Genomic DNA, 14,299 nt, shown 5'->3' on the forward strand with positions numbered 1-14,299 from the left:
AAATTAGAAAAAAATAATCAGGAGGACACTATTAAATGTGTCCTTCTTATGGGAGAGGAAGAACGTGGGGATATTTGATAAATTCAAGAAAAAAGAAAATCATAAAGATTATATTGAAGAAATAATTGCTAAATTAAGTTGCGAATGTCGGATTATTGATGAGAAAGATGCTAATACTGTTACGAGGATTTATAATGAGGCACTTATCGATGGCAAAAAAGAAGGGTACACGCCTCTTATCATTATCCCTTCAGAATTGATGCTAGAAATTATGGATACTAATGCAGATAATGGATTCTCTCACGATGATCGGGATTCCATCCTAGAGAAAGCGAAGGATATTGACGCAAAAAAACTATTAAAGAACCTGCTTGAGGATGTCATGCCCATGGGTGAGGATGAGAACGAGGACTACGATATCACCGGCGAGTTTGTAATAGAGGAACAAACGCATCATTTTCTTTCTATTGAGGATGCAATTAACGAAAAAATCATTCTCGCAAAGATACCAACGGATAAACCTTGGGAAGCAGCGGCTTGGGTGCCAATGGGCGGATTCAATGAATGCCCTTTGCCAGAAGAACAAGTGGCTGTATTCAAATACTGGTATGAAAAATATGGAGCAATGCCAGCTTTGGTTGCTTCTGATGTCTGGGAATTATTTGTGGAGAACCCTCCCACGACACAAGAAGATTCAGAATTTCTTGCTTGGGAGCAATTTGGATTTTGTGGGGATATAGTCTGGCAAGGAGTAGGAACAGTCAAGGCGCTTGCCGGGACACTGGTCAATTCTTCTGTATGGTATTTTTGGTGGGATTAAAAAAAGAGAACTGTTTTTTTTAGGATAAGGGGGATTAACTTGAAAGGAAGTCGGGTTTCTGGATTATGGTTTAGGATTTTGTTTGCAGCTTTATGTTTTTTCCTAGTTTCGCAGTTTAGCAGCCAGCAAGCACTTGCAGCTGGAGTGGTGATGAAAGATCTTCAGCTTAGTTCCAAGGCTGTGAAGGTTGGGGATTATGTTGACATTAGTTTAGATTTAGGATTCGAACCAGCAGCAGTGGCTTCTTCTGTATACTTAACACTTCGTGCTGTTGATGATGGGAATACCTATTCAAGGGCAGCCAGATTAGAGTATGACGAGGCAGCGAAGAAGTATGTTACTAAATTTAAAATAGAGGATTACCATGCAAAGGGGAATTGGAAGGTTAGCGAAATTAGCGTTTTTTTAAATGGGAGAGATTATTTTTTCAAAAATGCTGAATTATTTCCTGGCGCTCCGGAAGCAACCGACTTAAGTGCGGGCAATTTCTATGTCGATCCGTCAGGGTATCAGCCGCAGCTAGGGGCGGTAAGTATCGATAAGAATCAGGGCTCGTTGGGCGATACGATAAAAATTTCTGCTGCGGGATTAAATAATTTAGGAAATTATGATTCTACTAGAATTGAAGCCGTTTATCGTACTCCTTCTGATAAGTTACGTTCTTTTTTCTTTAGCGATTCGTTTAATCCGCAAATTTCTACTATTTCGATTGATCAGTCTTTCGAGACTGGAACTTGGAAGCTTGATCATTTTGTTGTGACGGACCGATATAATTATAACTATCGATACGTTTATAATAGCGTCTTTTATAGCGGAGAAAATACGAGAGATTTTAGTAATATCGATTTCACTGTGGGAAAAGCTTCAGGATGGGTGGAAGTTAATGGAAAGCGCTATTTTATTGACGAATCCGGTAATCCTAAAGTAGGTTGGTTTGATTACGATCATCATCGCTATTACTTTGATGAAAACGGAGTGATGGTTACTGGCTGGATTTATGTAGATGATAAAGAATACTACCTTAATAAAGATGGAAAAATGGTAGCCGGCTGGAATTATATTGAGGATGGCATGTATTATTTTTTAACGACTGGCGAACTCGTTTATGACTGGCAGCTGATTGATAACAAATGGTATTTTTTCGATGAGTACGGAACGATGGTCACTGGCTTTGCGATGATCGGCAGTGAATTCTACTATTTTAATAGTGATGGGGTCATGCAAACGGGATGGCAGCAAATTGAAGGCGATTGGTATTATTTCAATAATGAGGGAGAGCTCGTTACAGGCTGGGTTAGCTGGAACAAGAAATGGTATTACTTAGACGAACAAGAAGGTTATATGGTAACGGGCGCCCATTTCGTTGGCGGCAAATTATACATTTTTGATAGTAATGGTGCCATGGCTGCAGGGGGCTGGAAGAATATCAGCGGAAAATGGTATTACCTCAATACAAGTGGTGCAGCAGCGGTTGATTGGAAGCAAGTAAACGGCAAGTGGTACTATTTCGATCCAAATAATGGAGTTATGGCAACAGGATGGAAAAATCTTTATGTGAACCAAGCACTTTATTCAGCGCCATCCAGCATCAAAGAATGGTATTATTTCGGCACAAGCGGCGCCATGACAACGGGCTGGCTGTACCAAGGCGGTAAGTGGTATTACCTCAACAAATGGGGCGGTATGGCAACTGGAATGCAAATCATAAGCGGTACAAAGTATTACTTTAAAACAAATGGTGCCATGGCTGCGAATGAGTGGGTTAATTTAGGGCCAAACAATAAGTACTGGTATTATTATTTATCATCAGGGAAACAGGCGGTTGGCTGGCACACCATAAATGGGAAAAGGTATTATTTTGATAAGAATGGGGTTCTGCAATAATATTTCGAGGAAGCGTAAAATAAAGAGTTGTAATTCGAAGCTGTCATTGTGGCAGCTTTTTTTATGTTTTTAAAATTTACATTTTTTCAACAAACTTTTACAAAATTTCATACTTTTAAAATAAGTTTGAGTATTTTATTTTTGCGATTTCCATTAAAATGGGCATTTTTAATGAAAATGGAAAAAAATAAATTAAAACTTTGTTCAAATATAGTTTAACTTTTGTTCAAATTGTATGGTATATTATTTAGGTATTTAACGAGTGAAAGCGTTTCATGTAAAACTAGTTGATGATAGAAATTTAGCAGAAAATACCTCGAATAAGTGAGGAGGAACATAATGGGTTTTGTTGGTTTATTTCTTTCTGGTGCTGTCTTATTTCTAAACAGTCTTATGCTGTTAGGGAAAGCGGATGCAAAAAGTGTTGGTATCTTTAATATTTTCGTTGGTACCATTCAAATGATTATCCCATCCTATTTGATCGTTGTTTCGAATCAAGATCATTGGGAGCTTTATAATAATGCATCAATTTTTCTATTTGGCTTAACTTATTTATATGTTGGGTTCACGGCATTAAAGGGACTTGATGGCAGCGGACTCGGCTGGTTCAGTCTTTGGGTTAGTTTGGTTGGAGTCGTCTATACCTTTACATCTAGTATTCACTTTCATAATGTAGTCGATGCACTAACATGGGGCATGTGGACATTTTTATGGTTTCTCTTCTTTTTATCAAATGCGCTTAATAAAAAAATTGAACATTATATTGGTTTGGTTGCCTTTGTTCAATCATGGATTACGTTGACCATTCCAGCACTCCTTTATTTTTTAGGTGTCTGGAATACACAAAATGTCTACCGAATTTGGACCTGTGTATTAATTCTAGCTATTGTTTATTTTATTGTTAGTTTTTTTAGATGGAAACTTTCAAATAATAAAGGGAAAAGAAGTCAAGCAATCCCTGTAATCAATGCTTTGGAGGTAAAATAATATGTCAATTATAATTGGAATCGTTGGTATCCTTATTCTCATGGGTATAGCCTGGTTGATGTCAAACGATAAGAAAAACATCAATTATCGTGCAATTGGGATTATGACAGCCGTTCAGTTGTTAATAGCTTGGTTTATGCTGAATACTTCAATTGGTAAAAAAGTTCTAAATAAGATTGTAGAGGGCTTTAACAAAGTTCTTTCTTTCGGTAATGACGGTATCTCATTCGTTTTCGGGGACCTTGCAGGAAAGAATTTATTCTTTGTTAATGTTCTAATGATGATTGTATTCGTAACAGCTATTCTAGGTATTTTGACTTATTCGAGAATATTGCCATTAGCGATTAAATACATTGGTGGTGCAGTAAGTAAAATAACAGGCCTGCCAAAGGTGGAATCATTTGTTGCCGTGAATTCCATGGTATTCGGTGATACTTCTGCTATCCTTTCTGTTAAGTCATTCATTCCTAATCTTTCTGGAAACCGCTTATTCGTTGTTGTTACTTCTTCTCTTGTTGCAGTCAGCTGTTCAATCTTAGGTGCATACATGCAAATGATTCCTGCGGAGTTCGTATTGGTTGCATTACCTATTAACGTATTCTCCGGACTTATCCTATCAACAATTGTATGTCCTGTTCGTAAAGAAGAAGATGAAATAATCGATATTAAGGGAATGATTCCGGAGAAATCACTTTTCGAAGCAATTGGTAACTGGACATTGCTTGGCGGAAAGACGGCCTTAATCGTAGGCGCTATGCTAATCACTTATGTAGGATTGATTGCAGCCGTTAACTGGATTTTCACTTCCATCTTCGGCATCTCTTTCACCGGCGTACTTGGATATGTATTCGCGCCAATCGCATGGATCATGGGTATCCCTGCAAATGAAATTATTAAATCTGGATCAGTCATGGGTACGAAGGTAGCCGCTAACGAGTTCGTTGCTATGTTAGACTTCATGAAAATGATCCCTCATATGTCTCATAAGACTGTAGGTATCGTTTCAGCATTCTTAGTATCATTTGCGAACTTTTCATCTATTGGAATTATTTTGGGAACTGTACAAGCGATCAATAATGAAAAGGCAAGTGAGTTAGCTAAGGTTGGTCTAAAAGTATTGTTAGTAGCCACAATGGGATCAGTCTTAACTGGAACGATCGTCGGTTTGTTCTTGTAATCATTCAATATTGCAAACCCCTTTTATCATTTTGTAAACTAAAGTGATGAGAGGGGTTTTTATTTTCCTTAAAAAAAATAAAAAATCTCCTATTGAAAAACGCTTACATTGTCTTTATAATAAAAATAAATCGATTTACTAAACCGGTTTACTAAATCGATTTATCAATATCACAGCTTAGAAAGGATCTTTAACATGAAAAACGTGATTGTTCCGTTGAATGCTTTTGATAGATTCAAAGTGTTAGAGAATGGGCAGGAATCCTTTCTCCAACTTATTGCTCAATCAGGAGCTTTTGGGGTCGAGATTCGCCGTGAATTATTACCGGTCCAAGATCCGCAGCTAGACAAAATTCGAAATGAAATGGCCAGCAATGGACTTTTTGCGGTATACTCCGCTCCCATTGAATTATGGAAAGAGAACCATAAATTAAATGAAACAGAATTAACTGAGATTTTTCAAGAAGCGATGGAGATGGGGGCAAAGTGGCTTAAGGTGTCACTCGGGCATTATAAACATGATGCTTCAAACATAAGTGATCTTGCGGCTTACCTAAATCAATACAAAAACATTCAATTATTGGTCGAAAATGACCAGACACCCCATGGCGGGAATGTCAGCCAGTTAACATCCTTTTTTGAAAACGTTACCGAAAAAAAGGTTCCCGTTAAAATGACCTTCGATGCCGGGAATTGGTATTATTCCGGCCAACGTGTGGAGGAAGCTCTTGCTAAGCTCTCACCATACGTCGTTTATCTTCATTTAAAACAAGTGGAAGAGGGGCTACTCACGGTGCCGCTTCAAAGGGAAGGGAATCATAGCTGGAAAAAAGTCATGCAGCATTTTCCAAGCACGATGGTGAAAGCGCTTGAATTCCCAATTGAGCCGAAAGAGAAAACGAAGGACTATATCGATTTAATTTCGGAATTAGTATTAGAAAGCGAGGCGATTTCATGCAACAGCTAGATGTCATTACTTTTGGTGAAGCGATGGCGATGTTTATGGCCAATCAGCCTGGTTCCTTACACCAGATCAATCAATTTACACTCGAGCTTGCTGGTGCGGAAACGAACGTGGCCATCGGCCTTGCCCGGCTGGGACTTCAGGCTGGCTGGGTCAGTAAGGTAGGCAACGATGCTTTTGGAAGGTTTATTATCGAACGGCTTAAAAATGAAAACGTCAACATTGAGCAGGTCTTAATCGATCAACAGAATCCAACAGGTTTTCAACTGAAATCGAAAGTACTGGAGGGGGATCCTGAGGTACAATATTTCCGAAAAGGCTCGGCCGCAAGCCACCTGCAAATCACTGATTTCAATGAAGATTATTTTCAATCCGCAAAACATCTTCATATGACCGGAATTCCGTTGGCTATTTCGGAACAGGCAAGGGCCTATGCCAAACATGCCTTATCTTTTATGAAAAATAATGGCCGAACCGTCTCGTTTGATCCGAATTTACGGCCATCACTTTGGGCATCAAAAGAAGAAATGGTGGAACAAATCAATGCCGTTGCCTTCAGAGCTAACTATGTGCTCCCGGGAATTTCAGAGGGTGAAATCTTGACTGGGTATAAGAACCCGCGAGATATTGCTTCTTTTTACTTAGAAAGTGGTGTCGAGATTGTGGTGATTAAGCTTGGTGACGAAGGAGCCTTTTATAAAACCGCTTTTGATGAAGGAACCGTTCCAGGTTTTAAAGTGAAAGAGGTTATTGATACGGTCGGGGCCGGAGATGGCTTTGCTGTTGGTGTTATTAGCGGACTCTTGGAGAACCTTTCGATTCAGGATACCGTTGCAAGGGGAAATGCAATTGGTTCTCTAGCTGTGCAATCACCGGGAGACAACGATGGCTACCCAACCCCATATCAACTGCAAAAATATATAGAAGAAAATTTACAGGGAGTGAAATGACATGAAACAAACGATTGCGAAACAAAGATGGCTGCGCTTAATTCCGATTGCGTTTATCACGTACAGTCTTGCCTATCTTGACCGTGCCAACTATGGCTTCGGGGCCGCTTCAGGTTTAGCCGAGGATCTTCACATTACAGCGGGTACTTCTTCCTTACTGGGTTCTCTTTTCTTCTTAGGTTATTTCTTTTTCCAAGTGCCTGGTGCCGCATTTGCTGAGAAAAAGAGTGCGAAGGTGCTCATTTTCTGGTCGTTGATTGCTTGGGGGTTATTAGCTTCTTTTACTGGAATGGTCTCGAATATTAAATTATTATTTGTGATTCGCTTTGCGCTTGGCGTCGTGGAAAGTGCTGTTATGCCTTCCATGCTGGTCCTTTTAAGCAACTGGTTTACGAAAGCAGAACGCTCTCGTGCTAATACGTTCTTAATTTTAGGAAATCCTGCAACGGTATTATGGATGTCGATTGTTTCTGGCTATTTGGTGAACTCTGTTGGCTGGAGATGGATGTTTATTGCAGAAGGTCTTCCTGCCGTAATTTGGGCATTTATTTGGTGGAAGGTTGTCAATGACAAACCTAGAGAAGCAAAATGGTTAACGGAGCAAGAAAAGAACGATTTTGAACAACAGTTAGCTAGTGAGCAGGAAGGGATTAAGCCTGTTAAAAATTATAGCGAAGCCTTTAAATCAAAACCCGTAATTTTGTTAAGTGCGCAATACTTCCTTTGGAGCATTGGTGTATATGGGTTTGTAATGTGGCTTCCTTCAATCATTAAAGCAGCGCCAAATATGGATATTGTCAAAACTGGATGGTTGTCTTCGGTTCCTTATATTTTAGCTATTATTCTTATGTTAGTTGCTTCTTATTTCTCTGATAAAACCTTGAATCGAAACGCATTTGTTTGGCCGTTCCTTTTAATTGGTGCCATTGCATTCTATGCCTCTTATGCAATTGGAACAGACCATTTCTGGATTTCATTCATCTTATTAGTGATCGCCGGCGGTGCGATGTATGCTCCATATGGACCATTCTTTGCGATCATTCCTGAAATCCTGCCGCGAAATGTAGCTGGCGGCGCAATGGCCCTGATTAACAGTATGGGTGCATTAGGTTCTTTTGCTGGCTCTTATGCAGTTGGTTATTTGAATGGAGCAACGGGGGGATTTAGTGCCTCTTATATCTTCATGGCAGGCTCGCTATTCTTATCCGCTATTTTAACTGTATTGGCAGTTAAGTCAGCGAAAAAACAAACAGAATCTGGAAATGCTAAAATAAGTGCATAAAACTGGCCGCAGCTTTAGAGTCCCATCTCTAAAGCTGTTGACCATTAAAGGGAGAGATTTTGAATGGGTATTGAGGAACTAAAAAATAGAGCAGTTGTTGCAGTCATTCGCGGTGCCACTCTTGAATCGATTATTCCTATGGCAAACGCCCTTAAAGAAGGCGGGGTTACGGCTCTTGAAATCACGATGGAAACGCAAAAGGCCTTTGCGATTATTGAAAAAGCGGCAGATGTATTTGGGGATGACTTGTTAGTTGGCGCAGGGACTGTCCTCGATCCAGAAACAGCGCGAGCGGCTATTATGGCCGGTTCGAAGTTTGTTTTTTCGCCAACAATAAATGTGGAAACCATCCGTATGACGAAACGGTATGGGGTAATTAGTGTACCGGGTGCCTTTACTCCAACGGAAATTCTAAATGCCTATGAACATGGTGCCGATGTGATTAAGGTTTTCCCTGCTGGTGCAGTGGGGCCTGGGTACTTTAAAAATATAGCCGGTCCGCTGCCACATATCCCGCTGATGCCAACAGGAGGCATTAACCTGCAAAATGCTAAGGATTATATTCGTGCTGGAGCGGTGGCGGTTGGTGTAGGAACTTCCTTGGTTGATCCTGCCAAGGCACTGACAGAGGATTATTTATTCGAGGTCACACACAATGCCCGGAAGTTGATGGAAGAGGTTCAGATTGCGCGGGGATGAGTGAAACTGAAATCATTTCATTTACCGTGAGAGCACAATTTCGTGGCTCACGGGCAATGAACGCCCGTTTCTTGTTTTACAAAACTGGAAAAACCGATGATTTATCGCTAAAATGAAGTCATTGATGCAGATTGAAAGAGTGGATTGTATGGAAAAAGTAACAATGGCCGATGTAGCGAAAGAAGCCGGTGTCTCTAAAAGTACCGTTTCGCAATTTCTCAATAAACGGTTTGAATACATGGGTGAAAAAACAAAACAAAAAATTGAAGAAGCGATAGAAAAGCTAGGCTATCAGCCCAATTATATTGCCAGAAGCTTAAAGCAAAAGCGGACCTCGATGGTCGGTATCATCGTAGCCAATATCATGCACTATTTATCAACGGAAATTAGCCGTGCGATTGAAGACTTCTGCCAAGATCACGATTTACACGCCATCGTTTGCAACGCCGATGATAATCCAGAAAAAGAAAAGCGATATATTGAGATGCTGCGCGCTAAGCAGGTCGATGGCCTGATTATTTTTCCAACTGGACAAAATAATGATTTATATGAAAGCATGATCAAGCAAGGCTATCCAGTCGTGTTTGTCGATCGAAGGGTAGAAAATCTCGATGCATTTTCGGTGCTAACCGATAACGTGATGTCCACCTATAGGGCCATTCAATCTTTGATTGCAAAGGGCCATCAAAATATTGCCTTTGCGGTGCAGCCGTTAACGGTCAGTACGAGGCGGGATCGATTGGAAGGCTATAAAAAAGCGATGATAGATGCCGGTTTAAAAGTAACTGATGAGTTCATTATTGAATCCAGCATTAGTGAAATGCAGGGCAAACTTGAAAAACTCTTTTCCTTGAAGGAGCGGCCGACCGCTTTGTTTGCTGGAAATGACCGTGTTTTTCTAGCGGTTGTGGAATTTTTAAAAGAAAAGGGTCTTAAACTTGGCAAGGATGTTGAACTGATCGTCTTTGATAATATTCCGTTTGCTCATTTAGTTGAAACACCGATTTCTTTTATTGTCCAGCCAGCCTCGGAAATGGGGCGGAAGGCAGCAGAATTGCTGTTTGATCAAATAAATAAAGTCGAACGGGAGCCGGAAGAGTTTGTGTTCCCAAGTCAGATGGTGTAGGCGGGTGCCTGACACCATCTCATTTGAAGTTTCACTAAACCGATTTAGTAAAGGAGATTATAACGATGAAATTACAACTTGCTTTGGACCGGATGACGGTCGCCGAAGCCATAGAACTTACCAAACAAGTGGAGGATTCCGTTGATTGGGTGGAGGTAGGGACTTCTCTAATAAAAGAATTTGGGATGAGCAGTGTAAAAGAGCTAAAGCAAGCTTTTCCCAATAAGGTGATTGTGGCCGATATGAAAACGATTGACAATGCCCGTTACGAATTCGAGATGGCCTTTGAAGCCGGGGCAGATATCGCCACGGTTATGGGGGTATCCCCGCTCGTAACGATTGATGCTTGCATCAAAGTGGCCAAACGATATAACAAACTGGTAATGATAGATTTATTGAACACCTCAAAAGAGCAAGTAACGGATTTATTGAAGTATAACGAAGCCATTTTTTGCGCTCATGTAAGTAAGGATGAGCAAGAGGAAACCGGAGCAAAGAACTTGGGAACAAAGCACGGCGGACTTCTTACGGATCCAACTTTTAAACTGGCCGCAGCGGGCGGAATTACGTTGGATTCGTTGGAAAGTCTAAGAAAGACAATCAATCCATCAGTGGTCATTGTGGGCTCAGCGATTGCAAAAGCAAACAATCCGTCAGAGGCCGCAGTAAAATTTAAACAAGCAATTGGGCAGGGGGAATAAAGATGTCAGTCATCCAAACAATTTTAAAAGAAGTAGAAACGGTTATCAGTCAGGTGGAAGAAGGGCAGCTCGAAACATTGGCGTCCGAATTGCATCAAGCGAAGCGAATTTTTATTATTGGCGAAGGCCGTTCTGGCTTAATGGCAAAATCTTTTGCGATGAGATTGATGCATTTGGGGGCAACGGTGTATGTAGTGGGAGAAACGATTACACCATCGATTGAACAAGGGGATTTGTTGGTGGCGGTATCGGGATCAGGGACAACGAAGAGTGTGGTTTGGACCTCTGAAAAAACACAATCAATCGGCTGCTCGGTGATGGCGGTTACCACCAATCCTGAGTCACCACTGGCTGCAGCATCTACACATATCCTTCATGTTCCGGCAGCAACCAAGTACCGGCGCGAGAATGAATTACAAACGATTCAGCCGCTTGGATCTCTTTTTGACCAAAGTGTGCATATTTTGTTTGATACAATCTGCCTGCTGTTTGGCAAGCTGAACGAAGTGGACCATTCCCAGGCGTTTGGCCGGCATAGTAATTTGGAGTAAAAACTATTGAAAAATAAGTCGGTCTCTCACAGCTTAGAGACCGACTTATTTTTTTACATTATTTAAGGAAGTATGTTGCCCGCTGCGCGATAGATTGAATACCATTCTTCCCGTGTTAGATGAATTTCGGTTGCCTTACAACAATCTTTTAACCTGTCCAGATTCATGGTACCAATGATTGGCTGCATTTTGGAGGGATGACGTAATAGCCACGCAACCGCAATGGTCGTGTTGCTTACTTCATATTTAGCGGCGATTTCATCGATCTTCTGATTTAACTCAGGGAACTTGTCGCTGCCAAGGAATACGCCCTCAAAGAATCCATATTGGAAGGGAGACCAAGGCTGAATGGTAATATCATTCAATCTGCAAAAATCTAGCACGCTTCCATCCCGGTTGATGGCTGAATCATTTTCCATGTTAACATTGATTCCATTTGAGATCATCGTGGCGTTAGTGATGCTTAATTGCAATTGGTTTGCCACAAGCGGCTGTTTGACAAATTTTTGTAAAAGTTGAATCTGCATCGGATTCTGGTTTGATACACCGAAATGCCGTACTTTTCCGGAACTTTCAAGAATATCAAAAGCTTCCGCGACTTCTTCAGGCTCCACAAGTGCATCCGGGCGATGCAGCAGGAGAACGTCAAGATATTCCGTCTTCAGGCGTTTTAAAATTCCGTCGACTGACTCTAAAATATACTCTTTGGAAAAGTCGAACATGCCCTTGCGAATGCCGCATTTGGATTGCAAAATGATTTTTTCGCGAACCTCTGCATTCATATGAATGGCATCAGCAAAGATTTCCTCACATGTCCCGCTTCCATAAATATCGGCATGGTCGAAAAAGTTTGCCCCTTCTTCTAAAGCGGTTTGGACAAAGCGCTCAGCATCGGGTTTGTCCAGCGAGTTAATTCGCATACAGCCAACGGCCAGTACTGGTACCTCTAATGAGCTGCTTCCTAGCTTTATTGTTCTCATTTAGAACTCCTCCTTTTTATGAACAATGGCACATTCTTACTTTATTGAAATACATGTCTAATGTACAGCAAACTGTTTGATATTAAATAATGTATCCGGTGGGTCGTTGGAGTCCCAAGTTGGCGAGTTTGAGACGTGGCCCCGCCTGATTTTCATAACTCTTCCATTAATATTAAAAGATTATTAATAAACTCATCATAATTCTTAGACTTTAATAATAAGTATACATTTTCTGGTTCAGATAGTATCTTGATAAAGCTATCGTAGATATCCCTGAAAATGTTTCGTTCCTCCTTATTTATAGCGATGAGGGCTATGATTTGGACGGAATGTCCTCCCCATTTTACAGGTTTGTCATTTAATATAATCGAAATAGAAGACTTTAAGGCGTTCATATGCATCGAGTGCGGGACGGCTACATTATTATCAAATGATGTGGAAGACATGTTTTCTCTTTCGATTACATCGTCTATAAATCCTTTTTCTACAAAACCTAACTCGACCATTTTCTCCCCGATGAACCTGATCATCTCAAATTCATTGTCCAAATAAATGTTATGTTGGAACAAGTGGGGGTCGAAAAGGCTGATCAAGTAATTTTTTAGCTTTTGGCGGCTTCGCTCCTTTTTCAGTTTCACGATACTTTGATGAATCCTTTGAATGTCCTCTTCGAGCATGAAAGGATTGACGTGAATGATTTCATGGCCTGCCATTTTCGGCATTGGGACAGTCGTGATCATGATATCCGAGTCGATTTGCTCAAAATCGATATCAACATTTGTAATCACCCTGCTGATTTCCATTTCCTCTCCGAACTTTTGCTCCAGTCTTTTCACCATCGGCATATGCAGATTGTAATACTCCGGACAGACAACGGTACAGGTCATTTTGCTTTCAAGCACTTTTTGCCGTTCTAGAAATGCGCCGATATGAAAAGCAATATAGGCTATTTCGTCCTCATTTATTTGAATGTGCTCCCTTTTTTGGATCTGATTCGAAATAAATACGGCCAGGTCATAGATTAGTGGATAAGAAGATTTAATTTGGTTCGTCAGCGGGTTTTTGGACAAATAATTATGCCGTGCCCGATTTATCAAATTACGGATATGCAAGGTGAATTTAATTAAGAATTCATCGTCATAAATATCGACCAAATAATAATCGTTTACCTTTTGAATGATGTCATTTACCAAAAGGATATAGCGCTCCTCGATATATTCACTGAGATTATCCTTGTTCAGGCTGTCATACCGCAAAATGGTTGCTTTACTGATTAACAAAATAGTCAGGTAATAAAGCTCTGCACCGTCAAAAGCGACGCCGAATTCAGTTTGGATCAATTCGGCGATATCTGATGCTGCCTCATATTCCTTGGTGTTTTTCAAGGTTTTGATGAACTCCTCGGAAATGGTCCGGTGTTTTTTGATCCGTTCCGTGGCAATCACGATATGGAGCAAAATGTTCCCAATCGTGTACTCATTGACATAGAGATTATGCCTTGCCAATACATTAATCAGTTCTTTTTTAAAGTCCTTCACATCATAGTCAAACGCTGCCTGTATACTATCCACATGCAAAAATTGGTCTTTCGTTTCTTCGTAGAAGATGTGGCTCATCAATTTCCGTTTATCCTGCTCCAGCCCATTCAAGATGATGTGGTCGCCATCACGCTTGAATGACAGTTGGAATTTTTCCAATAGGCTTTTCGCCTTTTTTATATCACTTTCAATGGTGGAGACACTGACATAAAGTGTTTCACTTAGGTCAAAAATATCTATTCCCTCACTATTTAGAATCGCTTGCTTTAAAAGGTAATGGAGCCGCTCATTAGGCGCCTGTGGCGCAGTGTTATTTACATGTTCGCTTCGTTTGATTTCATCGTAAACGGTTTCATTTATTTTATACCCAAGGTTAGAAGACATGATTAATATGTTGGGGGAGGTGCTCTCGTTTATTTTATTTACATAATTGCGGATGCTTCGGCTGGATATGGAGAATTGGCTGGCCAAAATATCTGCTTTTACCCAATTATTCTTTTTCAGCAGAAATTGAATAATCGTGTTCTCTCTCTCCTTTTTCATACTTTCAAAACCTCCACCGATATCTATTATCACTCTTATATTTTATAGAAATGCCTGATAAATAGAAAGGTTGGCAGATTTCCTGCCATGAGGAACTT

13 protein-coding genes are annotated in these 14,299 nt (G+C 40.5%); 11 read left to right on the forward strand and 2 right to left on the reverse strand.

Features of this window, described 5'->3' with window-relative positions; all coding sequences use genetic code 11:
• Window positions 1–64: 64 nt before the first annotated feature.
• From LC455_RS31780 to hxlB, 11 genes are all read left to right on the forward strand, one after another.
• Window positions 65–820 (forward strand): DUF4253 domain-containing protein, encoded by a 756-nt coding sequence (locus LC455_RS31780; RefSeq protein ID WP_223594071.1) that lies wholly within the window; start codon window positions 65–67, stop codon window positions 818–820.
• Between the two features lie 39 nt (window positions 821–859).
• The gene (locus LC455_RS22275; RefSeq protein ID WP_223594072.1) at window positions 860–2,704 is read left to right on the forward strand and encodes a hypothetical protein; all 1,845 of its coding nucleotides are present in this window, start codon (window positions 860–862) and stop codon (window positions 2,702–2,704) included.
• A 339-nt stretch (window positions 2,705–3,043) separates the two neighbouring features.
• Window positions 3,044–3,691: an AmiS/UreI family transporter gene (locus LC455_RS22280; protein ID WP_223594073.1), complete on the forward strand. Its 648-nt coding sequence runs from the start codon at window positions 3,044–3,046 to the stop codon at window positions 3,689–3,691.
• A 1-nt stretch (window position 3,692) separates the two neighbouring features.
• Window positions 3,693–4,868 (forward strand): NupC/NupG family nucleoside CNT transporter, encoded by a 1,176-nt coding sequence (locus tag LC455_RS22285; RefSeq protein WP_223594074.1) that lies wholly within the window; start codon window positions 3,693–3,695, stop codon window positions 4,866–4,868.
• Window positions 4,869–5,063: 195 nt separating this feature from the next.
• Window positions 5,064–5,834 carry a sugar phosphate isomerase/epimerase family protein gene (locus LC455_RS22290; protein ID WP_223594076.1) on the forward strand — a complete coding sequence of 257 codons (771 nt, stop codon included), beginning with the start codon at window positions 5,064–5,066 and terminating at the stop codon, window positions 5,832–5,834.
• Window positions 5,822–6,781, forward strand: a complete 960-nt coding sequence (locus tag LC455_RS22295) for a sugar kinase (protein WP_223594078.1) — start codon at window positions 5,822–5,824, stop codon at window positions 6,779–6,781. The genes LC455_RS22290 and LC455_RS22295 overlap by 13 nt, the downstream gene beginning before the upstream one ends.
• Before the next feature lies 1 nt (window position 6,782).
• Entirely contained in the window at window positions 6,783–8,063 is a 1,281-nt protein-coding gene (locus tag LC455_RS22300) for an MFS transporter (protein WP_223594079.1), read from the forward strand.
• Between the two features lie 63 nt (window positions 8,064–8,126).
• The gene (locus tag LC455_RS22305) at window positions 8,127–8,762 is read left to right on the forward strand and encodes a bifunctional 4-hydroxy-2-oxoglutarate aldolase/2-dehydro-3-deoxy-phosphogluconate aldolase (RefSeq protein ID WP_223594080.1); all 636 of its coding nucleotides are present in this window, start codon (window positions 8,127–8,129) and stop codon (window positions 8,760–8,762) included.
• 148 nt (window positions 8,763–8,910) lie between these two features.
• Window positions 8,911–9,888 (forward strand): LacI family DNA-binding transcriptional regulator, encoded by a 978-nt coding sequence (locus LC455_RS22310; RefSeq protein ID WP_223594083.1) that lies wholly within the window; start codon window positions 8,911–8,913, stop codon window positions 9,886–9,888.
• A 65-nt stretch (window positions 9,889–9,953) separates the two neighbouring features.
• Window positions 9,954–10,589, forward strand: coding sequence for a 3-hexulose-6-phosphate synthase (gene hxlA / locus LC455_RS22315; protein WP_223594084.1), 636 nt, complete (start codon window positions 9,954–9,956; stop codon window positions 10,587–10,589).
• A gap of 2 nt (window positions 10,590–10,591) precedes the next feature.
• On the forward strand, window positions 10,592–11,140 hold the full coding sequence (gene hxlB, locus LC455_RS22320; protein WP_223594086.1) for a 6-phospho-3-hexuloisomerase: 549 nt from the start codon (window positions 10,592–10,594) through the stop codon (window positions 11,138–11,140).
• Between the two features lie 62 nt (window positions 11,141–11,202).
• Here the strand turns inward: hxlB and LC455_RS22325 are convergent, their stop codons facing one another.
• A complete protein-coding gene (locus tag LC455_RS22325; protein WP_223594091.1) occupies window positions 11,203–12,120 on the reverse strand; it encodes an aldo/keto reductase in 918 nt (305 codons plus the stop codon).
• Between the two features lie 152 nt (window positions 12,121–12,272).
• Complete coding sequence (locus LC455_RS22330; protein WP_223594093.1) at window positions 12,273–14,201, reverse strand: BglG family transcription antiterminator; 1,929 nt, start codon at window positions 14,199–14,201, stop codon at window positions 12,273–12,275.
• Window positions 14,202–14,299: the final 98 nt, after the last annotated feature.

The organism is Neobacillus bataviensis, from assembly GCF_019969725.1.

Coding starts and splice junctions, on each gene's coding strand:
- LC455_RS22280 (WP_223594073.1), top strand. CDS start 3,044: ATGGGTTTTGTTGGTTTATTTCTTTCTGGTGCTGTCTTATTTCTAAAC.
- LC455_RS22285 (WP_223594074.1), top strand. CDS start 3,693: ATGTCAATTATAATTGGAATCGTTGGTATCCTTATTCTCATGGGTATA.
- LC455_RS22290 (WP_223594076.1), top strand. CDS start 5,064: ATGAAAAACGTGATTGTTCCGTTGAATGCTTTTGATAGATTCAAAGTG.
- LC455_RS22295 (WP_223594078.1), top strand. CDS start 5,822: ATGCAACAGCTAGATGTCATTACTTTTGGTGAAGCGATGGCGATGTTT.
- LC455_RS22300 (WP_223594079.1), top strand. CDS start 6,783: ATGAAACAAACGATTGCGAAACAAAGATGGCTGCGCTTAATTCCGATT.
- LC455_RS22305 (WP_223594080.1), top strand. CDS start 8,127: ATGGGTATTGAGGAACTAAAAAATAGAGCAGTTGTTGCAGTCATTCGC.
- LC455_RS22310 (WP_223594083.1), top strand. CDS start 8,911: ATGGAAAAAGTAACAATGGCCGATGTAGCGAAAGAAGCCGGTGTCTCT.
- hxlA (WP_223594084.1), top strand. CDS start 9,954: ATGAAATTACAACTTGCTTTGGACCGGATGACGGTCGCCGAAGCCATA.
- hxlB (WP_223594086.1), top strand. CDS start 10,592: ATGTCAGTCATCCAAACAATTTTAAAAGAAGTAGAAACGGTTATCAGT.
- LC455_RS22325 (WP_223594091.1), bottom strand. CDS start 12,120: ATGAGAACAATAAAGCTAGGAAGCAGCTCATTAGAGGTACCAGTACTG.
- LC455_RS22330 (WP_223594093.1), bottom strand. CDS start 14,201: ATGAAAAAGGAGAGAGAGAACACGATTATTCAATTTCTGCTGAAAAAG.